This is a genomic window from Planotetraspora kaengkrachanensis (assembly GCF_016862895.1).
GTDB classification, from domain to species: domain Bacteria; phylum Actinomycetota; class Actinomycetes; order Streptosporangiales; family Streptosporangiaceae; genus Planotetraspora; species Planotetraspora kaengkrachanensis.
This window is the reverse complement of record NZ_BONV01000041.1, coordinates 35,565-57,933: the sequence shown is the minus strand read 5'-3', so window position 1 is coordinate 57,933 and position 22,369 is coordinate 35,565. Positions and strand designations below refer to the sequence as shown.

The following is a 22,369-nucleotide window of genomic DNA, read 5'->3' as shown; positions in this document are numbered from 1 at the left end:
AAGGAAGGGCCCGGGGAAGGTTCCCTCATAGCCGAGGGTCACGGTGAGCACGCCAGGAAGGATTTCGACCTGGCCTCACGAGCCGAGCATCTGGCCCGTGCTCATCGCCTCGTCTCGTATCGGGTCAGTACCACGCCGCCGGGAAACGCCCGCGTCTTCACCAGGTTCAGGTCCACCCAACTGTCCAGGGCCGTAAAGAACGGCGTGCCGCCGCCCACCAGGACCGGGTGGGTGACCAGCACGTACTCGTCGATCAGCCCGGCCCGCATGGCCGCCCCGGCGAGCGTGGCGCCGCCGATGTCCATCGGGCCGCCGTCCTCGGCCTTGAGCCGGGTGATCTCGGTGACCGCGTCGCCGGTGACCAGGCGGGTGTTCCAGTCGACCGTGCTGGTCGTCGAGGAGAACACCACCTTCGGCATGTCCCGCCAGCGGCGGGCGTACTCGATCTCCGCCGGAGTGGCGCCGGGCTGCTGGTCGGCGGTCGGCCAGTGGGAGCTCATCGTCTCCCACAGTTTGCGCCCGTACAGCGCCAGGCCGGTCGCGCCCACCCGGTCGGACCACCACTGGAACAGCTCGTCGCTCGGTACGCTCCAGCCGAGGTCGTCGCCGGGCGCGGCGATGTAGCCGTCCAGGCTCAGGTTCATGCCGAAGATCAGTTTCCGCATCGTGCCAGCCTCTCGTGAGTCGATCTCACACGTACAGACGGGCACGACGCGGAAACCTAATCGGTGCGCGATCTGCGTCCGCAGGTAGTCCTCGCGTTCCGGACTTTCCCGTCCGGGCAGACGGCAGCAGCGGTCGGTAGCGCTCGACGCGCTCGCACACGGTCACCAGTCCCGGACGGATCACGCGTGCCGAGATCAGGTACTCGCACCCGAGCCGGAACAGCAGGGTCGGCGAGTCGTGTTCCATCGCCCTGGCGAGCAGGAACTCGTCTAGTTCCTTGAGCTCCAGCGTGGTCGGCAGCCGCCACCCCAGATACTTCGCCACCAGCCGCGAATGCTCGGTCCGCGTCTTCGCCCGCGGCCCGTACGAGCGCAGCCCGGCCAGGTCGACGCCGAGCTGCTCGGCCAGCCTGGCCACCGCCACCGGCGGGGCCGAAAGCACCTAGTCCGGCACGAACCCCAGCCACGGCAACGTGCATAACTCCACGGCCAAGCCGAGCCGGTCCGCCGGACCACGGCCCCGACCGGGATCGACGAACGCGACATCCGCCGGAGTCAGGGTGAAGAACCTCGCTGGCTCGTCCCTGCCAATCTCCGGGAACCCCGCAAGCGCTCCAGCTCCTCGTCCGCGAACATCTGCGTCGCCGAGAACGACCTCCCGCCAGACCCACAGATTCCCAGCTCAGAAGCCTACCCAGCCATATCCGCCCGATTTTCGGCGAGTACTACGGGGACCCCGGCCTGGGTGTCAGGCGAACGCGCGGGAGAACCAGGACTGCCAGGCGGCTTCGGCCTTCTTGGCGTCGGCCTCGTCCGTGAAGCCGTGGCGTTCCAGGACGATGACCTCCTGGTAGCCGTGGATGAAGGTGTAGAGCGCCTCGGCGGTGACCACGCCCAGGCAGAAGGGCGTCTCGGCGAAGACGACGACTCCCTCCTCGGGTGCGAGGCCCTGCGCGCCGACCTTGACGCGGTCGCCGGCCGCGGGCGTCCCGGTCAGCCCCAGAGCGTCCGCGATGACCCGGAAGGCGCGATCGGGATCGGTGACGCGCGGACCGGGAGCGAACAGGTTGGACGTCGCGGTCCGGCCGGAGAAGTGCTCGAGGTAGGCGGCGAGCTTGCGCAGGTACATGCCGTCGCCCTTGGACATCGCGTCGTACTCGGCCTCCCAGTCGTCCCCGAGGAAGCCGCTGTGCACAAATCTGAGGGTCGTGCCGCTCCCACCGCGTCCCTCGATGATGTACTCGAGCGCCATGAACGTGCCGTCGGGGTTGTCATCGGTGCGATAGGCGAAACGCCTGCCCGGCTCCCACGCGGTCACGGTGGAATGGGCGGTGACGCCCATCAGGGTCATGTGGCCCCGGCCGCCCTCGCGGGGCTCGATCTCCGTGCTCCCCATGAACCAGGAGTCGACGCCCGGCCCGGACGCGATCGCGTCCCACACCTGTTCGGGAGAGGCGTCGAGTTCGATTTCCTCGTTGACCTCGAACGGATGCGTCATGTCAGGGCTCCTCGCTTTGTCAGGCGACGTCGTGGGGTCAAGTGTCGCGGGCTCAAGTGTTGCGGGGTCAAGTGTCGTCCCATCAGGCCCCTGCGGCCGCCCCCCTCCCATGGGCGTGATCATGTCCCATGGGTGTGATCATGTCCCATGGGCGTGATCATGGACAGGTTCGTGAGTCGCATGCCTGAGCTGGCGAAACCCCACCCGTGATCATGCATGGATTCGTCCGGAGTGGTTGTGAGCAGGGGAAAGGCCGTTCGTGATCATGCACGTCGGGGGCGGATGCGGCGCCGGTGTGTGGTGTTGCCGTCGTTCCGCCGGCCGTACCTTGTCGGGGGCGCACATCGCATGATCACGCATGTCGTCCGGCGAGGTCGGCGGGCACTTCGCCGAAGGTGTGCATGATCACGGCGGGAATCCGCGCAGGTGACGCCGGCACCGCCCGAACCTGTGCATGATCACACCCAAGGGGGTCAGGGGACGACGGTGACCGGCCACCGGCCGGCGCGGACGAGGCGGATCGCCACCGAACCCATGATGCGGTGGCCTGCCTGAACCGAGGCGCCGACCACTACGGCGTCCGCCCTGACCTCGTCGGCGACGCGGATCAGCACACCCGCGGCGTCCCCGTGCTCGACGCGGAAGACGTACGGCACCGCAGGATGGATGGTCTCCGAGACCTTGGCCACTCGTTCACGCAGGTCGGCCGCGACCTCATGGCCGGCCATGATGGCGGACGCGGTGGCGTCGGGAACGAACGAGGTGATCGTGTTGGAGGTCGCGGCGAACACGAAGACCAGCTGAGAGCCCTGGCGGCGGGCCAGCCCCCACGCGTAGGCGACGGCCCGGAGCGAGGTGTCCGAGCCGTCGATCCCCACCATGATCCGCTGAGGTCCATCGGTGCCAATCTCGAACCCGCTCATGCCGTGAGCCTATGACCCGGCGGCCGCGCTGATCCACAGCAGGGGCGGCGAAGGGATGCCGATCATCCGGCCGGTTCCCGGTCCCGCCGGCGCCCGAAAACCTGTTGCGGGAATGTCGGTGCCGTTGGTTAGGGTCTCGACACGTGGCTGACCAATCTCTGATCTTTGCTCGCGGCCTGGTCAAACGTTTCGGGGACTTCACCGCCGTCGACGGGATCGATCTGGACGTGGCGCCGGGAGAGGCCTTCGGCTTCCTCGGGCCCAACGGCGCGGGCAAGTCCTCCACGATGCGAATGATCGGCTGCGTCTCCAGGCCGACCGCCGGACAGTTGCGCATCCTGGGAATGGATCCGGTCCGCGACGGCACCCGCATCCGGGCGAGGCTCGGGGTCTGCCCGCAGCTCGACAACCTCGATCCCGATCTGTCCGTCCGGGAGAACCTGACCACCTACGCGCGCTATTTCGGGGTGTCCCGGGCCGAGGCGCGCACACGGGCCGACGAGCTTCTTGAGTTCGTCCAGCTGTCCGACCGGGCCAACGGCAAGGTCGAGCCGCTGTCCGGCGGCATGAAGCGGCGCCTGACGATCGCCAGGGCGATGGTCAACGACCCCGACCTGGTGCTGCTCGACGAGCCCACGACCGGCCTCGACCCCCAGGCGCGTCACCTGGTGTGGGAGCGCCTGTTCCGGCTCAAGCAGCGCGGCACCACCCTGGTGCTGACCACGCACTACATGGACGAGGCCGAGCAACTGTGCGACCGGCTCGTCGTCATGGACGGCGGGAAGATCGTCGCTGAGGGCTCCCCGAGGTCGCTCATCCAGAACTATTCGACGGCCGAGGTCGTCGAGTTACGCTTCGCCGATGGGCTCGACTCCAACGCGCAGTACGCCGCCAAGCTCGACGGGATCGGCGAGCGCGTCGACCCGCTGCCCGACCGGGTGCTCCTGTACGCAGACGACGGTGACGAGGCCGTGGCCGAGGTGCACCGCCGCGGCCTCACCCCGGCGAGCGTGCTTGTGCGCCGCTCCACGCTGGAAGACGTCTTCCTGCACCTGACCGGCCGGACGCTGGTGGACTGATGATGACCACGGAATCGACCCCAGTCACGCGCGCAGCGGACCCGCCCCGGTTGCGTCCCGTCGTCGCCATCGTGGAGCGGTATCTGACGCTCTACCGGCGGTTGTGGCAGGCGTCGGTCTTCTCGTCGTTCATCCTGCCGATCCTGTTCCTCGTCAGCATCGGCATCGGTGTCGGCGGATACGTCGGGTCCGTCGAGGGAGTCGACTACCTGTCGTGGATCGTCCCCGGCGTGCTCGTCTCGACGGCGTTCCAGATCTGCGTCGGCGAGTCGACCTATCCCGTCCTGGGCGACTTCAAATGGGTGCGGGCCTACCACGCCATGCGTGCCGCGCCGGTCAGCCCCAAGGACATCGTCCACGGGCACCTGATCTACATGATCTTCAGGGTCGAGCTGGCCATAGCGGCGTTCCTGCTGGTGGTCGTCTTCTTCGACGGGCTGCACTCGCCCTGGGCGCTCGCCACCGTGCCCATCTGCGCCCTGCTGACGGCCGCGGTCGTGACACCGGTCGCCGCGTTCGCCGCCTCGATCGAAAGTGACAGCTACTTCGCGCTGCTCTTCCGCTTCGTGGTGATCCCCGCGACGTTGTTCTCCGGCGTGTTCTTCCCCGTCGAGCAGCTTCCCGCCGCGATCCGTCCCGTGGCGTACGCGTCGCCGGTGTGGCACGCGGTGGAGCTCAGCCGCGCAGCGACGCTCGGCCGTGCGCCGGGCTGGCCGATCCTCGTGCACGTCGGATATCTGCTGCTGTGGGCCGTGGTCGGGCTGATCGCGGCGAGACGAGTGTTCGCCCGGAGGCTGGAAGACTGATGATGACCACCCTTGTGGCCGCCCGGCTCTCGCTCTCGCCAGGCCGGGTGGGCGCCGTGATCAACCGGAATGTGGGCGCCCTCCGGTCGGGCCCCTCGTACTGGATCGTGCTCATCTCCGGCTTCTTCGAGCCGCTGCTCTATCTGCTGTCGATCGGCGTCGGAGTCGGCGCACTGGTCGGCGACCTGAGCGTCGACGGGCACACCATGTCCTACGCCGCGTTCGTCGCGCCGGCCATGCTCGCCGTGTCGGCCATGTCGGGCGCGCTCGCGGAGACCACGTTCAACTTCTTCTTCAAGCTCAAATACATGAAGACCTATGAAGCGGTCCTCGCCACCCCGGTGCGGCCCTTCGAGATCGCGGTGGGCGAGCTCGTCTGGGCCGTGGTCCGCGGTTCGGTGTACACCGTCATCTTCCTCGGCTTCATGGTCGCGCTGGGGCTGACGACGGTGGCCGGCGCGATCGCCGCCTTCCCGGCGACCGTGCTGATCGGCCTGGCCTTCGGCGCCGTCGGCATGTGGGTCAGCACGCTCATGCGCGGATGGCAGGACTTCGACCTGCTCGGCACGGGCCAGTTCGCGATGTTCCTGTTCTCCGGCACCTTCTCGCCCGTGCACGACTACCCCGTCGGGGTCGAGATCCTGATCCAGCTCACCCCGCTCTACCACGCGGTCGAGCTGGTCCGCTCGCTGTGTACGGGAATCGTCGGGCCTGGCATCCTGGTGAACATCGCCTACCTCGCCGTCCTGGTCGTGGGCGGGCTGTGGCTCGCCTCGCGCCGCGTGGAGAAGATGTTGTGCGTGTGAAGTGCCCCGTCGGCCGTGCAGAGGTGCCGTCGTGCGCCGGATCCCTTGAGCCGGTGGCGTGATGGAGGCGCGCGCGGGCGCCGCGGCGACCGATCCCGGGCGTTACCGGGAGCGAGCCTCGAGTGTTCCCGGCGCTGTCCTGTGGCGGCGGATCACGCCGCCCGGGTCCACCGCGCAGCGGGTGCTGCCTGACGGCTGCATGGACCTCATCTGGGCGGACGGCGAGCTGATGGTCGCCGGGCCCGACACCGAGGCACAGCTGGGATCGGCGCCCGCGGGCACGCGCTACGTCGGGCTCCGCTTCGCGCCGGGCACCGGCCCGGCCATTCTCGGAACGCCCGCACATGAGTTGCGGAACCGCCGGGTCGCGCTCGCTGATCTGTGGCCTGCCGTACAGGTCCGGCGGCTGGCCGGCCACCTGCACTCGGTGCTGGAGTCCGGGGAGATGACGGACGTCGGCGCGGCGATGGAGCAGGTGGCGGGAGCCCGCTATTCACTGGCGGGTCCGCCCGACCCCGCCGTGGCGCAGATGGTCACGCTGGTACGGGCCGGGCTGCCCGCCGCGGGCGTGGCCGTCGCGGCGGGCATCAGTGAGCGGCAGCTGCTCCGTCGGTGTCTGGCGGCATTCGGGTACGGGCCCAAGACCCTCGGCCGGATTCTCCGCATGAACCACGCGGTCGACCTGGCGCGTATCGGCACGCCGTTCGCGACCGTGGCGGCCACGGCGGGTTATGCGGACCAGGCCCATTTGGCACGAGAGGTCAGGGCGCTGGCCGGGGTTCCCTTGAGCGTGCTGCTCAGCTGACGGGCAGCGGGGCGAACAGGTCGACGTTGTTGCCGTCCGGATCGGACACGCATGCGTACCGCTGGCCCCAGAACGCGTCCCACGGAGGGTTGTGCCCTTCATAACCGGCCTCGATCAGATCTGCGTAGACGCGGTCGACGTCCTGCGGATCGTCACACAGGAAGGCCAGGCTCATCTGGGAACCGCCGCTCGGCGGCGTCCAGCCGGGCTCGAACGAACGGATGGTCTCGACGTCGTCCCACGCGAGCCGCAGGCCGCCGGGCAAAGCGACCTCGACGTGTGGCTGGGTGTCGGCGTCCGCGGGGATGTCGAGCCCGAGGCGGCGGTAGAAGGCGAGTGATTTGCCCATGTCGGCCACCACGAGGCCGATCAGATTGAAGGTAGGTGCCATGCGGGTCACGCTACGGGACCCGCATGGCATCGTCTTGAACGAATCGGACGCCCGGCTCAGCTCCAGGTCATCGTGATCTGACGTTCGTAGTTCACGTATCCGGCCCGCTGGAAGGCCTTGGCCATGGGGACGTTCCCGACGTCCGTGGCGGCACGGATACGCGGGACGTCCTGCACGGCGAGGACGCGTGTGCCCTCGGCGAGGATGTCGTCGATGTAGCCGTTGCCGCGGTGGCCGGGCAGAACGCCGATGTAGGCGATGATCGGGTTGTAGTCGTTGCGGGCCGGGACGACGAATCCCACGGGCTCGCCGCTGGGCAGGGTCGCGATCCGCCACCAGTCTTTCGGACTGGTGTAGCGGGCGAGCTCGTCGTCATGATGCCGCTGGGCCGCCTCGCGGGCGGGAACCCGGGTCAGGTCGTCGCGACTGTGTGCGTCGAGGGTCCCGTCCAGCGTTCGCGTCATCAGGTCGAGGATCTCTTCGGTGTCGCGGACCGCCCGGAAATTCAGGCGTCCGTCCGGCTCGGGAACCGGCGTACCGGGACGCCACTCCAGTCGGAGCCGTTCGACGAACAATCGGGCGCCGACCTGCTCCAAAGCAGTCATGCGGTCCTGGACCACCTTCTGGGACGTCGCGTCTTCGCGCCAGTCGGGTGGGATGAAGCGAACATATTCGGGAGGTGTCGTCCCGGCCTGCAAGGTCTCGGGCATGGCCGCTTGCAGCAGCCGTACACCGACGGCCACGCGATCCGGCTCGGTGTCGTCGATGTCGAAGACGTCCAGGAACGACGGCGCGTCGTCGCTTGGCCGTCCCCACCAGGCGGCGCGGGCCACCAGACGGTCACCACGCAGGGCGACCCACATCCAGGACGCCCGGCGGCGGCCGGTGTCGAGATCGCCCGCCAGTTCCTCATTGAGGGTGTACGGCAGACGGGAGAAGAGGTCGAGTTCTTCGCGTCCGGCGAGCGGACGCATGATCAGGTCATTCTGGTGATGCAAGGTAAGGCACGCTCCTGTGAGAGCGCCTGTGATCCGGGGTCAGACGCGGTGCGCGCCCCGGGAGGACACAAGCGCGATGATCATGGGGGTCATGGGCTTATCCCTCCTCTCGTCGGTGATCGGCCCAGCGATCACCGGGCCTTCCGACGGTAATGACTACCGGACCTCTGTATTCACCGCAAACCCTTTTCCCGGACCCAACTGCATGATCACCAAGTGTCTCCGCCCAGGTCGGACGGCTCGGCGCCGAATCCATGCATGATCACGAAAAGCGTCGTCCCAGCTCAGCGGGCGTTTCGGCGAATCTGTGCATGATCACGCCCCGGGGGCGGGCGGATCACACCCCGGGGGCAGGCGGATCACACTCCGGAGGTGGCGGGCCTGCGCGGGATCACACCCCGGGGGTGAAGGGGGTGGCGGTGGTGACGGCGGCGGTGGGGATCGGGCCGTAGATGTGCGGGAACGCCTCGGTCGTCCCCTCGGGGACCTCGAACTTCACCGGCGAGCCCAGCAGGCTCTCATCGACGGCCAGGAGCACCAGCGGCTCGGTGACGTCCAGGTAGAAACGCCTGGCCACGCCCTCGGCCTGGGCGAGGTCGGCGGACGCGTGGATGAAGCCCTCCTCGTCGAGCGTGCGGCCGAGGGTGGACATGCGGTACTCGCCCGCCCCCTGGGCCTGTTCCCAGTCGGACACGAGCGCGAGGTGAAAAATCATGAAACGGAGCCTACGGGTCAGCTGATCGCCGCAAGCGCGCGGGCCACCACGTTCCGGGCGCGTTCCCGTCCCTCGGGCCGCGCCTCCACGATGTCCTCCAGCCACAGGCCGGACAGCACGGTGGTGAGGAAACGGACCTCCGATCGCCCGCAGGGGTATCCCGCCCGTTCGAGCACCGAGGCGACGATCTCGTCGCAGCCGTCGGTCCATGCCCGGGCGACGTCCTGCAGCGCCGGATCCCGGCCCGCCTGGAGGTAGAGCTCCCACAGACCGAGTTGCCGCGGCCGGTCGACGGCGTAGACCATGGCGAGCGTGTCGGCGAGAACCTCGGGGGACTGATCGCGCAGGTCCGCCAGCGACCGGCGCATGTCGGCCAGCTCCCGCTCGACGAGCAGGGCGAACGCCTGGGCGAGCAGTTCGTCGCGGCCGGCGAAGTAGTAGGTGGTCGCCGCGAGGGGGATCCCGGCCCTGCGGGCCACGGCCCGGTGCGTCGCCGCGGCGAAGCCGCCCTCCCCCAGCAGGTCGGCGGCCGCGCTCAGCAGGGCGTCACGGCGGCGCAGGGCGCGCTCCTGCCTGCGCCGGCGCTGGGTCGCGACCACCGCGCCGGTGTGCTCCTCGCGCTGTCCGTCAACCTCGTCCAAGGAACGACCTCACGAAACAGACCTGAAGTGATGTGCCGATCTCGGTGAGCCGCCGATGGCCCGGTGTGGGCTCGGTGGGCTCAGTGGGCGCCGGCCAGGTTCAGCACCACGACACCGCAGATGATCAAAACGATACCGGCGGCTTTGGTGAGGTTCATCCCCTCGCCGAGGAATAACGTTCCGATGAGGGCGATCGCCGCGGTGCCGATGCCCGCCCACACGGCGTACGCCACGCCGACCGGCATCTCCAGCTTCAGGGCGCGAGCCAGCAGGATGAAGGACGCGACGTATCCGATGCAGACCACGACGGTCCACCCGGCGTTGGTCAGTCCGTTGCTCAGTTTGAGAGCGGAGGTGGCCAGGACCTCCGAGACGATGGCGGCGACGAGCAGGAGCCACGCCATGGCAACCTCCACTTAAGCGGTACGCTTGTACCAGTTTAAAGGTTTCCCATGGTCAGGGCCATGGGCAATCGCGGCTCTTTCCGTCAGGCTCGGCAGCCCCCGAGTAGGGGTCGTGCCCGGGGTCCCGGCCGCTCATGTCCGGCGCGGCCATACCGCGTGCCGTCGCCGGTGCCCGGGGATCTCCTCGCCGCCGCCGTTCCCGTGCGGCGCGGCACTTGGCGTCAGGGTCGAATGCGTGTTCTACTGATCCCCATGCGTCGCGACGCCTCCTCCGGCCCCGCCATCACCCCAGGGGTCCAGCAGTCGCTTCTCGACGGCGGCCCCTCGCGGCCCCGAGTCGAACGGCAGGCCGTCATACGGTCCTTCGACGGCATCACCTGCTACGAGGTGCCCGCGCGGACGGCGATCGACCCGATCCCCGAGACCGCGGAGCTTCCCTACCAGTGGGCGGTGAGCCCGTATCGCGGCTGCGAGGCGGCGTGCGGCTACTGCATGGCCAGGCGCGGCCACCGTTATCTCGGGCTCGACGCCGGTCACGACTTCGCCTCGAAGATCGTCGTGAAGACCAACCTGGCCGACCGGTTACGCCGCGAGCTCGCCTCGCCCCGCTGGACCGGCGACCCGATCGCCCTCGGGCTCACCGGCGACTGCTACCAGCCCGCCGAGGAGACCTACCTCCTCATGCCCCGCGTCATCCGCGCACTCGCGGACGCCGGAAACCCCTTCTCCGTGATGACCAAGAGCCCGCTCGTGCTGCGCGACCTCGACCTGCTGCGTGAGGCGGCCAAGACGACCCAGGTGACCGCCGCGGTGTCCGTGGGCTTCGTCGACGACCGGATCCGCCGCGCGGTCGAGCCGGGCGCCGCGACCCCCCAGAGACGGCTGGAGGTGTGCGCCACGCTGAACGACAACGGCATCCCCTGCGGCGTCCTGATGGCGCCGATCCTGCCCCTGATCACCGACTCCGCCGATCACCTGCTGTCCACCGTGCGGCGCGCCGCCGAGGCCGGCGCGGTCAGCGTGACCCCCGTCGTGCTGCGGCTGCCCTCCGGCGCGCGGGAGTGGTACATGAGCTGGCTGGAGCGCGAACATCCCGGCCTCGTCCCCCGCTACCAGGCCCTGTACGGCAAGGGCCCCACGGTCGACGCCGACTACCGGCGGCGGATCGCCGACCAGGTCAGCGGCCTGGCCGAGGCGTACGGCGTGGGACAGTCGGCCAGGCGCTGGCGCCGCCGCCGGGCGCCGGCCAGACAGCTCGCCCTGGTCTGAACCCCGCTTCCGGCTCCTGTCCAAACCCGGCGGGCTCACCCCGACACGCCCGCGCCTCGACCCCGCACGCGAAAAATGGGGAGACGTCCGCGGCACGGGATCGTTAGCGTTCCTGGCATGAGCACGGTGAAGGAGACGGCGGCCGACCTCGACATCGAGCGGTTCGTGACGGAGGGGTTCCTCAAAGTGGAGGTGGCCTTCCCGCGTGACGTGGGCGACCGCATCCGGGAATCCCTGTGGGAGCGGATGGGACTGTCGCCGGACCGGCCGTCGGAGTGGGCCAAGCCGGTGATCTGGATGGCCGACGAGACGGGGCAGGGCCCGTTCGGAGAGGCGGCCCGCAGCCCCCGGCTCACCGCCGCGCTGAACCGGGTCGCAGGAGAGGGCACCTGGTACCCGAGGGGCACCCTCGGCATGATGCCGATCCGCTTCCCGCATCCGGAGGACGCGGGCGACACCGGCTGGCACATCGACCAGAATCATCCCGGCCCGGACAACGCCTGGGGGATCATCTCGGCCAGGCCCCGCACCATGCTCGTGCTGCTGCTCTACTCCGAGGTGACCGAGCAGGACGCCCCCACCCGGATCCGCGTGGGCTCACACCTCGACACGGCCCGCGCCCTCGAGCCGTACGGCGAGCAGGGGCTGCCTTTCGGCGAAACCGGTCCCATCATGGACGCGGCCGGCGCGGACCGGCCGCTCGCCCTCGCCACCGGCCTCCCCGGCGACGCCTACCTGTGTCATCCGTTCCTGGTCCACGCCGCGCAGCCGCACCACGGCACCCGGCCCCGCTTCATGTCGCAGATCCCGTTCATCCTGGTCGAGTCCCTGACCGCGGGCGAGTCCACGCCACTGGCCCGGGCCGTACGGCTGGGCCTGTCGGGCACGTGAGGCCCTCGGCTGCGACACCGATAGCCTTGCCCACATGTTCCACCGCAAGCCGATCGAAGAGCGCATCGCGGAGCGAGTCGCCAAGCGCCCGCCCCTCAAGGAGGGCAAGCACTTCGAGCACCGTCCGGCGCTGATCGTCTTCTGCGTCGTCGTCGGGCTGATCATCCTCAAGATCGTGGGAGCGTTCGTGCTGATGCAGTCGGGGCTCCGGTAGCCGGGCTTCGGGGGCAGTGAAAGGGCCCTCCGGCGAATCGCCGGAGGGCCCTTTCACTGCCGGGAGGCGCTCCTACTTGAGCGCGCTGCCCTTCTCCCATTCCTTGAACGACATCTGCCAGAAGCCCCAGCCGTTCCACGACTCCAGAATGCGGGAGGTGCCGGTGATCTTGACGACGTCGCCGCGGTGGAAGTTGTCGTAGAACCACTTCGCCTGCGCCGGGCTGGCGTTCACGCAACCGTGGCTGACGTTGGCGTAGCCCTGCGAACCGACCGACCAGGGGGCGCTGTGAACGTACTCGCCGCTGTTGGAGATGCGGACGGCGTAGTTCACGACCTCCTTGTAGTAGCCCGGGTCGCCCTCCTTCTTGCCCGGAGAGATCATCGTGACTGGGTTCGCCCGCTCCATGGTCAGGTGGACGCCGCTCGTCGTGGTGTACTCGCGCGTGTCACCCTTGCCGGCGCTGATCTTCATCGTCTGGACGGTCTTGCCGTCCTTCTTGACGTACATCATGTGCGTCTTCACGTTGACGGTGCTGATCAGGGCCGCGCCGATGTTGATCGTCGCGCTGGAGTTCTTGACTCCGTACATGTCCTTGCCGCCGCGCACGCCCGCGAGGTTCGCGGTGAACTTCACCTTCTGGTGAGCGGGCCAGTACTTGGCGGGGCGGTAGATCACCTGCTTGGAGCTCATCCAGCGCCATGCTCCGTCGACCGGTTTCTCGGCCTTGACCTGGAGCGCCTTCTCAACGGACGCCTTGTCTGTCACCGACTGGTTGAAGGTCACCATGATCGGCATTCCGACGCCCACCGTCTCCCCCTTGACGCCCGGCGTGATGTCCGCGACGGCAAGCGGGAATTTGGGCTTCAGCGTGCTGAACTGGCTGTTCGCCTCGGTGGGACCGCCTTCACCGGTGGCCTTGGCCGACACGGTGTACTTGCTCGACGGCTTCAACGGGCCCTTCGACGTCCACTTGGTGCGGTCCGCGTCGAATTCCCCCTCGACCGGAACACCGTTGGACTCGACGACGACCTCTTCAAGCGAACCGTTGTCGGCGGTCACGACCACAGCCTTGTCCGGGCGCACCTTCGCGGTGCCCTTGACGGGGCTGATCTTGATGGTCGGTACCGGCTTGGCCGGTGTCGTTTCTCCTCCGTCGCCCCCCGGCGACGACGCGGAGCCCGACCCCGACCCACTGGAACATGCTGCCAATGCCGTGACCATGGCCACGGCGACCCCGGCGATGGGCAACTTAGACCGGGTGTGAGTGCTCGTCACAACTTCTCCCCCATGGGCGCAAAGTGCACACAAGACCTTATTAGGGGTAGCCGTAGATATGTGCAATTTCTGGACCAGTTAGGTCACAGTTTGGTCGCCGAACGTTCACACCTATCTCGATCACCGGTAAAGTCCGCGTCAAACCTGATCATGATAGTCAGTCAGCTGATTTTTTCGCGATTCGGTCGCCGCAGATCGAGACGTGCGGGAACCCTGAGGTTGGGTGACGGTTCGTAGTCGATCTCCGGGTTGACCCGCATCCACCCGGCCGCGGCGTCGACCACCCCCGCCGCGAGAGCGACGGCGGCCGCGTCGCCGGGACATGGCCGGATTCCGGCTCCGAATCCGAGATGCGGGCAGACGCCGTCCTCACTCCCGTCTCGCCGATCGGCATCGAACCGGTCAGGGCCGAACCGATCAGGGCCGAACCGGTGGGGATCGCGGAACGCGCCGAAATCACGATTGGCCGCCGCGAGGTCGAGCACGACCGCGGTGCCCGCGGGGACGGCCACTCCCCCGGCCGTGGTGTCCATGACGGCCACCCGGCGGGTCAGCCGTACGGGAGGGTCGTGGCGGAGCGTCTCCATGAGGATCGCCTCGGCCGGCCTGCCGGCGATCGCGGCACGCGGCAGTCGCGTCAGCAGGTTGAGGGCGTTGCCGATCAGGCCCGCCGTCGCGTCGCACGCCTGGATCAGTGACGCCGCCACGGCGGCCATCCGTTCCGGGTCAGGACGGCCGAGCAGGTCGGCCAGCACGGCCACGGCCCGGTCGGCCCGATCCTCGGCTTCGGAAACGGATGCATCCGGCCGGGGATGGTAGGCGGCGGCCATCGCCACGACCGCGCCCACGGCGTCCTCCCGGTGCTCCGGAGCGACGCCCAGGTGGGTCGCGAGGACCCCGACCGGTACGCGGCGGGCTAGCCGTGCCATGACATCGACGACGACATCGACCACGCCCGGCTCAGACGGCCCGTTCGGCCCCGACGCGGTCGGCCCGGACGGCGCGGACTCGGATGGACCCGGTGAGGACACCCTGGACGCTTCGGATGAGGCCAACTCGGCGGAGGCCAGGTCGAACGCGTCCTCGCGCAACGCGACGACGTCGATCGCGGACAGCAGGCCGATCACCTGTGACCTGCGCCGGGCGTGCTCGGCGCCGTTGCTGAACCGGCTCACCGCCCCCCGGAGCCAGGCCATGCCCTGAGCGCCGTCCGTCGCCGGCGCGACCGGGGGCACCTCGAAGCAGGGATCGGACAGTACGGCCCGGACGTCGGCATGCCGCCGGAAAACCAGGGGGGAGTTCGTCATGCCGGAACGCTAGGCGGGTGACGTTTCGGCGAGAGGCGAAGCATGCCGTCGCACCGCGGCTCGAATCACGATGCAGCGAGTCACGATGCGGCGAGCCTCTTCACCTCCGTGGTCAGCGCGGTGCGCAGATCATCATGGTCCGGGCCGAGGGCGTACGCAGGGTCGCGCCAACGGTCCGGCGGGTAGAGCCACACCGGCCTCCCGACGACCTCATCCGGCTCCCACGCGTAACGAGGCCAGATGTGCGCGTGAAGATAGGGGTCCGTGTTACCGAGAATCTCCAGATTGACCCGGAGGAAATCCGGGTCTGTGCGACCGCACACGCGCTCGACGGCCTCAGCGAGCCGCTCCATGTCCATCAGGTATTCCATTCGACGTCGAAACGGCAGTTCCGACAGCCGAGTAACTGCGGGGTCGTCGACGAGGAGCACGCAATATCCGGGCAGGAATTGGACGTCTCCGATCACCGCGAATCCCGCCTTCATGCGTGTCAAAACGGTGGGGTTCTCGCCCTTGTGCGCGGCCCCGATGCGGTCCGCCCGCCAGTCTGCATTCACGGGTGGATCGTATCGGCGGCTCCCACGCAGACCTCGCACCGTTCAGCCGAGGAGCAGTTCGAGCAGCAGGAGCACCGCCCCGACAGGGGTGATGACGCCGACGATGAGGATTTTGACGAGTCGGGGGATCCGGGTCCGCCAGACGCCCCACGCCGCCAAAAGGAGCACCTTGCCGATGGAGAAGGGCAAATTCAGTACGAACTCGATGGCGTCGAGAATCCCGTCCCCACGCCCGGTCTTCTTGTTCGGGGGATTCGTCAGATCGACGGAGTCGTACCGATGCAGGGGCCCCATGTCTGCACCATATGTCGGTGCCGTCCTTCGCGCTTTTGAGGTGCCGATGATCCCCGGACGCGGGTCCAGGCCGTCGGGCATTGCGGCCGCGCGGAAATCGAAATTCATATCTGACTACGGGCGCAGCTCCACGGAAATGTGCGGGGACAGCGCGCGGAGGAAGTCGGGCGCGTCGAAGAGTTCGCCGGCGGAGGCGACACCGGTCGTCCTGGTCCGTCCGGTGAGGATGCGGTCGACCGCTTCCACCACGAGCGGCGCGGTCACGGCGTAGATGTCCCGGCCTCTCGCCACGGCGCGACGTTCATCGTCGCCGGAGCGCACGACGACGTCGACGAGGAAGGTCTGCGCGGACCGCCCACGTTCGTCGGAGGCGGCCGGCGCCGGAGTGTCCGGGGACGCTATGTCCCTGGCCGCCTCGACCGTCATGTAGGTGCGCACCTCGGGGATCGGCAGGTGGCTGGGAACGGTGACGACGTCGGCCATCGTGAACTCCCCGATGACGGCCCGGGGCCCCATCGGGTCGGGGAAGGGCCACTCGAGGGCCGGCGGGTCGTCGTGGCGGTACTCCAGCCGCCCGTTCGAGTAGCGGACGCGCCGGCCGTCCCGCCGCTGCCGGGAGACCACGCCCGAGACCCGCGTCCCGGCGGTGGGGTGCCAGCTGTTCAGCCCGTACGCGATGTGCGCCTCGTCTGCCGCCGTCCAGTCGCCCATCGCTGCGGTGACCATCAGGTCGCCGAGGCCGCCGTAGAAGGCCATCGCAGGGACGATCACCGCGCCCGCGGCGCGGGCGCGATCCGCGAAGTGCGCGAACGTGTCGACGTTGGCCTCGATCTCGGCCGCCACGTCCACATACGGGATCCCCGCGCGCAGTGCCGCCTCGATCACGGGTGCGGCCGTCGTGGCGAACGGCCCGGCACAGTTGATCACGGCCGCCGCACCCGCCAGCGCGTGGTCGAGCGAGGCCGGGTCGTCGACGGACGCGGGGCGGGCGTCGAGTCCGTGTTCGTACGCCAGAGTCTTCAGCCTGTCGGCGTCGCGGCCGGACAGGACCGGGACGAACCCGCGTTCCCGCAACTCCGCGACCACGAATCGACCGGTGTGCCCGTACGCGCCGAACACCGCCACCGTGAGCCCCGATTTCATGGGTTCTCCTCGTGCTCAAAATGATCTGTCGCGAACATCCTGGCGAGGGCGGGCGTTCCGTACGAGTGTCTGGAACGCCAATACCCATACAATTCCGGACATGCACACTGTCGCCCTGGCCGTCACCGACGGGATGTTGCAGTTCGAGCTGTCCTTGGCGTACGAGGTCTTCGGGGCCGACATGACCAGCGTGGCCGGCCCCTGGTACGGCTTCGTCGTCTGCGGGCCGGGCGCCGTACGGACCGGCAGGTTCCTGCTGGAGCCCGACCACGGCCTCGACCGGCTCTCGCACGCCGACACCGTGATCGTCCCCGGCTGGGCCGACGTCGACGTGGATCCGCCCGCGGACCTGGTCGACGCGGTGCGCGCGGCCCATGAGGCGGGCGCGCGGGTGGCCTCCCTCTGCACGGGCGCGTTCGTGCTGGCCGCCGCCGGCCTCCTGGATGGGCGGCACGCGACCACGCACTGGGCGCACACCGAAGTCCTGTCCGCGCGCTACCCCCGGGTGCAGGTGGACCCGGACGTCCTGTACGTGGACAACGGCAGCGTGCTCACCTCCGCGGGCAAGGCGGCCGCCATGGATCTGTGCCTGCACATCGTCCGCCTCGACCACGGCTCGTCGGTCGCCAACACCGTCGCCCGCCGCCTGGTCGTGCCGCCGCACCGGGACGGCGGCCAGGCCCAGTTCGTCACCACCCCGGTGCCCGCCCCGTCCAGCCATCCACTGGCTGAGCTGTTCCCCTGGGTGATCGAACGGCTGGACCACCCGCTGACCGTGGAGGATCTGGCCCGCCAGGCGCGGATGAGCTCGCGCAACCTGGGCCGCCACTTCAGATCGGTGACCGGCACCACCCCGCTGCAATGGCTGCTGACCCAGCGGATCCGCCACGCCCAGGAGTTGCTGGAGACCACCGACGACGGCATCGACGCCATCGCGGCTGCCACGGGCATGGGCACCGCCACGACGCTGCGCCGGCACTTCAACCGCACGGTCGGCGTGCCTCCGGACGCCTATCGCCGGACCTTCCGCTCGGCGCCCCGCCCCGGCCCGTACGGCCCCTGACCGATGCGTCGATGCGTGCACCCCGCCGACCGCACGCACACCGCGCCTGCGAATCGGCTCCCAAATAGTTAATCAACTACTTGACTGTTGACGGGTCTCGGGGAATAGTTAAGTACGTGCCTAAGTATGAGTTGGACCGGATCTTCCAGGCGCTGGCGGACGAGACCCGCAGGAGCATGGTCGAGCGGCTGGTACGCGGGCCGGCCTCGGTGAGCGACCTCGCCCGACCCCTGGAGATGTCCCTGCCGGCGGTCATGCAGCACCTGCAGGTGCTCGAGGCGTGCGGGCTGGTCAGGTCCGGCAAGTCGGGCCGGGTCCGCACGTGCCACATCCAGCCCGAGGGACTGCGGGCCGCGCAGGAGTGGATCGCGGCGCAGCGCACGTCCTGGGAACGCGGTCTCGACCGCCTCGGCGACTACCTGGCCGAGGAGCCACAGGCACCAGATCAGGGACTCGAGAAGAGGAGCACATCATGAGCGACCGTTCCGTCATCCACACCACGTTCACCCACGAACGGGTCTACGCCGCGTCGCCGGCCCGCGTCTTCGCCGCCTGGGCCGACCCCGCCGCCAAGGCCCGCTGGTTCGCCGGTCCCTCCTCCGAGCACGAACTCGACTTCCGCCTCGGCGGCAGGGAGGTCGCCCGCGGACGCGGGGAGGACGGCTCGGTACTGACGTTCGAGTCGGTGTATCACGACATCGTCCCCGACCGGCGGATCGTCTGCGCCTCCGCCCTCACGTTCGGGGACACCCTGGCGACGGTGTCCGTCACATGTGTGGAACTGTCCCCCGAGGGCGAGGGCACCCGGTTGGTGCTCACCGAGCAGGACACGTTCCTCGACGGGCACGAGCAGCCGGCCTGGCGGGAACAGGGGACCCTCGAGCAGCTCACCGCCCTGGAGGCGGAACTCCGCCGTTAGAAGACGCATCCCGGCGCGTCGCCTCATCCGGCGAGTTCCTCGGCGGCGGCGCGGATCTCGTCCAGGAGCACGGCGAGGTCGTCGCGGGTGGTGCCGGGATGCAGAACGCAGGCGCGCAGCGTCTCCTGGCCGCCGAGCAGGGTCCCGGTCAGGAAGGCGCGCCCGCGCCGCTGGACGACGGCCGGGATCCCCCCGTTGACCCGGAGGGGAAGGTAGCGGAACGCGACGACCGAGGTGACGGCGGGCGCGGCGAGCTCGAAGTCGCCGGCGGCCGCGACCATGGCGGCGAGTTCCGCGGCACGGTCGCGGGTGCGCTCGACCAGGCGCGTGACGCCGTCCCTGCCCAGGTGGGCGATGGTGGCCCAGACCCGCAGCGCACGGAAGGGCCGGGTCTGCTCGGGACCGTACTCGGAGAACCATCCCAGCTCGCCCGCGCCTTCGTCGCGCAGGTAAGGCGGAACGAGGCTGAAGGCGTCGCGTGGCCCGGCCGGGTCGCGGAACAGGACGCACCCGGCGTCCACGGGAACCCCGAGCCACTTGTGCGGGTCGAGTACGAGAGAGTCCGCGAGGTCCATGCCCGCATACGCCGGGCGCAGACGCTCGTCCAGGACGCCGAGCGCGCCGTAGGCCCCGTCGACGTGGAACCACAGGTCGTGCTCGCGGGCGACCTCGGCGATGTCGGCCAGCGGGTCCACCGCGCCGGTGTTGACCGTGCCCGCGCTCGCGGCGACCAGAAGGGGCCGCAGCCCGGCGTGGAGGTCGTCCCCGATCATGCGCCGGAGCGCGGGCACGTCCATGCGGAACGCGTGGTCCACCGGAACGGTCCTGATGTACCGGCCGCCCAGACCGAGCAGCTCGGCCGCCTTGCGCAGGCAGCTGTGCCCCTCGGCGGAGACGTACGTGGTCAGCGGGCGTTCGCCGTACAGGCCGTCGACGCGCACGCCCGGCACCCGCTGCCGGGCGGTGGCCAGCGCGACCACGGTCGCCATGGACGCCCCGCTGGTCAGGAGGCCCGCGCCTGGCCGGTGCGGGAAGCCGGCCAACTCGGCCAGCCACCGTACGGCGGTGCGCTCCAGGAGCGCTCCGGCGTGCTCACCGCCCGCGCACGACGGGTTCATCGCCGCGGCCAGCGGCGCGACCAGCACACCGGCGGGTGACGGAGGCGAGTTGACCCAGCCGAAGAAGCGGGGGTGACCGTTGCCCATCGGATAGGGCAGCACGTGATCACAGATCGCGCGCAGCAGGTCCTCCAGCGCGGCGCCCGTGTCCGGCAGCGGTTGCCCTGTCAGCCAGGCCCTGTCGTCCGCCGGCACCGGCCGCCAGACCGGCTGCTCGGGGACGGCGGACAGGTGGTCGGCGGCCATCCGGGCCGCGTGCGAAAGCTCGTCCACGGTGTTCCTCCACGGTGCTTTTCCGCTCGGCGCCGCGTCCCGTCAGTCGAGGCGATGCGTCAGGCCGGTGTGCCTGCGGCCCGCCCCCTTCGTCCGTACGGCCTGCGCGAGCGCGCGCCTGGACCCCACGATGACGACCAGCTTCTTCGCCCGCGTGATGGCGGTGTAGAGCAGGTTGCGCTGCAGCATCATCCACGCGCTGGTCGCGAGGGGGATGACCACGGCCGGGTACTCGCTTCCCTGCGAGCGGTGGATGCTGACCGCGTACGCGTGGGCGAGCTCGTCGAGTTCGTCGAAGGAGTAGTCGACGTTCTCGTCCTCGTCGGTGAGGACGGTCAGCTTGCTCTCCTCCGGCGACATGCCGGTGACCACGCCGACCGTTCCGTTGAACACCCCCGCTGCGCCCTTGTCGTAGTTGTTGCGCAGCTGGGTGACCTTGTCGCCCACACGGAATACGCGTCCGCCGTACCGGCGTTCGGGCATGCCCTCGCGTGACGGCGTCAGCGCCTCCTGCAGGGCGATGTTGAGGGCGCCCGCGCCGGCGGCTCCGCGGTGCATCGGGGCGAGCACCTGGACGTCCCTTCGCGGGTTGAGGCCGAACTTGGCCGGGATCCGCCGTGCCACCACGTCGACGGTCAGCGCGGCGATCTCCTCCGGTTCCTCGCAGGGGAACAGGAAGAAGTCGGGGAATTCCCGGACCAGGGGGCTCTGTCCGGTGTTGACCCGGTGGGCGTTGACCACCACGCCCGACTCCTGGGCCTGGCGGAAGATCTGCGTGAGCCGTACGCGGGGGATCTCCGGTGCGGCCAGCAGGTCGCGCAGGACCTCTCCCGCGCCGACCGAGGGGAGCTGGTCGACGTCGCCGACGAACAGCAGGTGAGCTCCGGGCGCGACGGCCTTGGCCAGCTTGTTGGCGAGCAGCAGGTCGAGCATGGACGCCTCGTCGACGACGACCAGGTCGGCGTCGAGCGGATTGTCGCGGTCGAAGGTGGCGTCGCCGCCCGGGCGCAGCTGCAGCAACCGGTGCACGGTGGTGGCCTCGTGGCCGGTCAGCTCCGCCAGCCGCTTGGCGGCGCGGCCGGTGGGGGCGGCGAGGATGACCTTGGCCCGTTTGGCCCTCGCGAGGGTGACGACGGAACGGACGGTGAAGCTCTTGCCGCAGCCGGGACCGCCGGTCAGCACGGCCACCTTCTCCGTCAGCGCCAGCCGTACGGCCTGGGCCTGCTCGGGGGCGAGTTCGGAGCCGGTGCGGCCGCGCAGCCAGTCGAGGGCGGCGGGCCAGTCGACGTCGGTGAACGCCTTCAGCCGGTCGTGGCCGGAGCCGAGCAGACCGCGCAGGGTGCCCGCCAGTGACAGCTCGGCGCGGTGGAAGGGCACCAGATAGACGGCGGGGACCGAGCCCTCCCCCACCGGCACCTCCTCGCGGACCACGCCCTCCTCGGCCACGAGCTCCTCGAGGCAGGCGGCCGTGAGGTCGGGCGCCACCTCGAGGATCTTCACGGCGTCCGCCACGAGGTTGGGCGCGGGCAGGTAGCAGTGGCCGTCGTCGGCCGCCTGCGACAGCGTGTAGCGCAGACCGGCCTTCACCCGCTCCGGGCTGTCGTGCGGGATGCCCACCGCCTGTGCGATGGTGTCGGCCGTCTTGAAGCCGATGCCCCACACGTCGTCGGCGAGCCGGTAGGGCTCCTTGCGTACCACGTCGATGGACTCGTCGCCGTACTGCTTGAAGATCCGCACCGCGATCGAGGTGGAGACGCCGACGCCCTGCAGGAAGATCATCACCTCCTTGATGATCTTCTGCTCCTCCCAGGCGGCGCCGATCATCTTCGTGCGCTTCGGGCCGAGCCCCGGCACCTCGACGAGCCGGGCGGGCTCCTCCTCGATCACCCGCAGGGTGTCGGTGCCGAAGTGGTCCACGATGCGCTCGGCCATCTTGGGCCCGATGCCCTTGATCAGCCCCGAGCCGAGGTAACGCTGGATTCCCTGGATGGTGGCCGGCAGGACCGTGGTGTAGGACCACACCTCGAACTGCCTGCCGTACCGGGGGTGGGAGCCCCACCGGCCGGTCAGTCGCAGGGACTCGCCGACCTGCGCACCGAGCAGCGGGCCGACGACGGTCAGCAGCTCGTTGCCGCCGCGCTCGGTGGCGACCCTGGCGATCGTGTAGCCCGTCTCCTCGTTGGCGTAGGTGATCCGTTCGAGGACCGCCTCGAGGACCGCGCCCGGCGGCCTGCTTTCCCCTGAGCCTGCGCCGGATCCGCCGGAGGGGCCGCCAGGAGGATTGGTCATGGACGGCATTGTCCCGCAGCGCC

The 22,369-nt window shown here is 69.5% G+C and carries 25 protein-coding genes and 1 pseudogene; 10 read left to right on the top strand and 16 right to left on the bottom strand.

Going from position 1 to position 22,369, the window contains the following annotated elements:
- Positions 1 to 101 precede the first annotated feature (101 nt).
- From Pka01_RS32780 to Pka01_RS32760, 4 genes and pseudogenes are all read right to left on the bottom strand, one after another.
- Positions 102 to 665, bottom strand: a complete 564-nt coding sequence (locus Pka01_RS32780; protein ID WP_203886829.1) for a dihydrofolate reductase family protein — start codon at positions 663 to 665, stop codon at positions 102 to 104.
- A 25-nt stretch (positions 666 to 690) separates the two neighbouring features.
- Positions 691 to 1,338, bottom strand: a pseudogene (locus Pka01_RS32775) (DUF4158 domain-containing protein).
- A 75-nt stretch (positions 1,339 to 1,413) separates the two neighbouring features.
- Positions 1,414 to 2,163 (bottom strand): SRPBCC family protein, encoded by a 750-nt coding sequence (locus tag Pka01_RS32765; RefSeq protein WP_203886827.1) that lies wholly within the window; start codon positions 2,161 to 2,163, stop codon positions 1,414 to 1,416.
- Between the two features lie 473 nt (positions 2,164 to 2,636).
- The gene (locus tag Pka01_RS32760; protein ID WP_203886826.1) at positions 2,637 to 3,086 is read right to left on the bottom strand and encodes a universal stress protein; all 450 of its coding nucleotides are present in this window, start codon (positions 3,084 to 3,086) and stop codon (positions 2,637 to 2,639) included.
- Between the two features lie 143 nt (positions 3,087 to 3,229).
- Here Pka01_RS32760 and Pka01_RS32755 point away from each other — a divergent pair, with 143 nt between their 5' ends.
- From Pka01_RS32755 to Pka01_RS32740, 4 genes are all read left to right on the top strand, one after another.
- Positions 3,230 to 4,165 carry an ABC transporter ATP-binding protein gene (locus tag Pka01_RS32755; RefSeq protein ID WP_203886825.1) on the top strand — a complete coding sequence of 312 codons (936 nt, stop codon included), beginning with the start codon at positions 3,230 to 3,232 and terminating at the stop codon, positions 4,163 to 4,165.
- On the top strand, positions 4,165 to 4,971 hold the full coding sequence (locus Pka01_RS32750) for an ABC transporter permease (RefSeq protein ID WP_203886824.1): 807 nt from the start codon (positions 4,165 to 4,167) through the stop codon (positions 4,969 to 4,971). The genes Pka01_RS32755 and Pka01_RS32750 overlap by 1 nt, the downstream gene beginning before the upstream one ends.
- On the top strand, positions 4,971 to 5,777 hold the full coding sequence (locus Pka01_RS32745; protein WP_203886823.1) for an ABC transporter permease: 807 nt from the start codon (positions 4,971 to 4,973) through the stop codon (positions 5,775 to 5,777). The genes Pka01_RS32750 and Pka01_RS32745 overlap by 1 nt, the downstream gene beginning before the upstream one ends.
- Before the next feature lie 61 nt (positions 5,778 to 5,838).
- On the top strand, positions 5,839 to 6,582 hold the full coding sequence (locus tag Pka01_RS32740; RefSeq protein ID WP_203886822.1) for a helix-turn-helix domain-containing protein: 744 nt from the start codon (positions 5,839 to 5,841) through the stop codon (positions 6,580 to 6,582).
- Here Pka01_RS32740 and Pka01_RS32735 read toward each other — a convergent pair.
- The 5 genes from Pka01_RS32735 to Pka01_RS32715 form a co-directional block, all read right to left on the bottom strand.
- A complete protein-coding gene (locus Pka01_RS32735; protein ID WP_203886821.1) occupies positions 6,575 to 6,973 on the bottom strand; it encodes a VOC family protein in 399 nt (132 codons plus the stop codon). The genes Pka01_RS32740 and Pka01_RS32735 overlap by 8 nt on opposite strands.
- A 56-nt stretch (positions 6,974 to 7,029) precedes the next feature.
- Positions 7,030 to 7,947 carry a GNAT family N-acetyltransferase gene (locus Pka01_RS32730; RefSeq protein WP_203886898.1) on the bottom strand — a complete coding sequence of 306 codons (918 nt, stop codon included), beginning with the start codon at positions 7,945 to 7,947 and terminating at the stop codon, positions 7,030 to 7,032.
- Between the two features lie 415 nt (positions 7,948 to 8,362).
- On the bottom strand, positions 8,363 to 8,686 hold the full coding sequence (locus tag Pka01_RS32725; RefSeq protein WP_203886820.1) for a DUF952 domain-containing protein: 324 nt from the start codon (positions 8,684 to 8,686) through the stop codon (positions 8,363 to 8,365).
- A gap of 17 nt (positions 8,687 to 8,703) precedes the next feature.
- Complete coding sequence (locus Pka01_RS32720; RefSeq protein ID WP_203886819.1) at positions 8,704 to 9,327, bottom strand: TetR/AcrR family transcriptional regulator; 624 nt, start codon at positions 9,325 to 9,327, stop codon at positions 8,704 to 8,706.
- Positions 9,328 to 9,407: 80 nt separating this feature from the next.
- Positions 9,408 to 9,731: a DMT family transporter gene (locus tag Pka01_RS32715; protein ID WP_203886818.1), complete on the bottom strand. Its 324-nt coding sequence runs from the start codon at positions 9,729 to 9,731 to the stop codon at positions 9,408 to 9,410.
- A gap of 252 nt (positions 9,732 to 9,983) precedes the next feature.
- Here Pka01_RS32715 and Pka01_RS32710 point away from each other — a divergent pair, with 252 nt between their 5' ends.
- The 3 genes from Pka01_RS32710 (at position 9,984) to Pka01_RS32700 (ending at position 12,105) form a co-directional block, all read left to right on the top strand.
- Entirely contained in the window at positions 9,984 to 11,000 is a 1,017-nt protein-coding gene (locus Pka01_RS32710; protein WP_203886817.1) for a radical SAM protein, read from the top strand.
- A gap of 117 nt (positions 11,001 to 11,117) precedes the next feature.
- Positions 11,118 to 11,891: a phytanoyl-CoA dioxygenase family protein gene (locus Pka01_RS32705; protein WP_203886816.1), complete on the top strand. Its 774-nt coding sequence runs from the start codon at positions 11,118 to 11,120 to the stop codon at positions 11,889 to 11,891.
- A 34-nt stretch (positions 11,892 to 11,925) separates the two neighbouring features.
- Positions 11,926 to 12,105 (top strand): hypothetical protein, encoded by a 180-nt coding sequence (locus Pka01_RS32700; RefSeq protein ID WP_203886815.1) that lies wholly within the window; start codon positions 11,926 to 11,928, stop codon positions 12,103 to 12,105.
- A 72-nt stretch (positions 12,106 to 12,177) separates the two neighbouring features.
- Here the strand turns inward: Pka01_RS32700 and Pka01_RS32695 are convergent, their stop codons facing one another.
- The 5 genes from Pka01_RS32695 to Pka01_RS32675 all read right to left on the bottom strand — a co-directional run bounded on the left by Pka01_RS32695 (position 12,178) and on the right by Pka01_RS32675 (position 16,684).
- Positions 12,178 to 13,383, bottom strand: coding sequence for a L,D-transpeptidase (locus Pka01_RS32695; protein WP_239115717.1), 1,206 nt, complete (start codon positions 13,381 to 13,383; stop codon positions 12,178 to 12,180).
- A 161-nt stretch (positions 13,384 to 13,544) separates the two neighbouring features.
- Entirely contained in the window at positions 13,545 to 14,690 is a 1,146-nt protein-coding gene (locus tag Pka01_RS32690; RefSeq protein WP_203886814.1) for a cytochrome P450, read from the bottom strand.
- Positions 14,691 to 14,770: 80 nt separating this feature from the next.
- Positions 14,771 to 15,247, bottom strand: coding sequence for an HIT family protein (locus tag Pka01_RS32685; protein ID WP_203886813.1), 477 nt, complete (start codon positions 15,245 to 15,247; stop codon positions 14,771 to 14,773).
- Positions 15,248 to 15,289: 42 nt separating this feature from the next.
- A complete protein-coding gene (locus Pka01_RS32680; RefSeq protein WP_203886812.1) occupies positions 15,290 to 15,541 on the bottom strand; it encodes a hypothetical protein in 252 nt (83 codons plus the stop codon).
- A gap of 114 nt (positions 15,542 to 15,655) precedes the next feature.
- Positions 15,656 to 16,684: a saccharopine dehydrogenase family protein gene (locus tag Pka01_RS32675; protein WP_203886811.1), complete on the bottom strand. Its 1,029-nt coding sequence runs from the start codon at positions 16,682 to 16,684 to the stop codon at positions 15,656 to 15,658.
- Positions 16,685 to 16,784: 100 nt separating this feature from the next.
- Here Pka01_RS32675 and Pka01_RS32670 point away from each other — a divergent pair, with 100 nt between their 5' ends.
- The 3 genes from Pka01_RS32670 to Pka01_RS32660 all read left to right on the top strand — a co-directional run bounded on the left by Pka01_RS32670 (position 16,785) and on the right by Pka01_RS32660 (position 18,666).
- Entirely contained in the window at positions 16,785 to 17,747 is a 963-nt protein-coding gene (locus Pka01_RS32670) for a helix-turn-helix domain-containing protein (protein WP_203886810.1), read from the top strand.
- Between the two features lie 116 nt (positions 17,748 to 17,863).
- Positions 17,864 to 18,223 (top strand): ArsR/SmtB family transcription factor, encoded by a 360-nt coding sequence (locus tag Pka01_RS32665; protein WP_239115715.1) that lies wholly within the window; start codon positions 17,864 to 17,866, stop codon positions 18,221 to 18,223.
- Positions 18,220 to 18,666 carry an SRPBCC family protein gene (locus Pka01_RS32660; RefSeq protein WP_203886809.1) on the top strand — a complete coding sequence of 149 codons (447 nt, stop codon included), beginning with the start codon at positions 18,220 to 18,222 and terminating at the stop codon, positions 18,664 to 18,666. The genes Pka01_RS32665 and Pka01_RS32660 overlap by 4 nt, the downstream gene beginning before the upstream one ends.
- Positions 18,667 to 18,689: 23 nt before the next feature.
- Here Pka01_RS32660 and Pka01_RS32655 read toward each other — a convergent pair whose 3' ends face one another.
- Both Pka01_RS32655 and recD2 read right to left on the bottom strand, forming a co-directional pair.
- Entirely contained in the window at positions 18,690 to 20,057 is a 1,368-nt protein-coding gene (locus Pka01_RS32655) for a pyridoxal phosphate-dependent decarboxylase family protein (RefSeq protein WP_239115713.1), read from the bottom strand.
- A gap of 42 nt (positions 20,058 to 20,099) precedes the next feature.
- Positions 20,100 to 22,355 (bottom strand): SF1B family DNA helicase RecD2, encoded by a 2,256-nt coding sequence (gene recD2 / locus Pka01_RS32650; RefSeq protein ID WP_373318206.1) that lies wholly within the window; start codon positions 22,353 to 22,355, stop codon positions 20,100 to 20,102.
- Between the last annotated feature and the right edge of the window lie 14 nt (positions 22,356 to 22,369).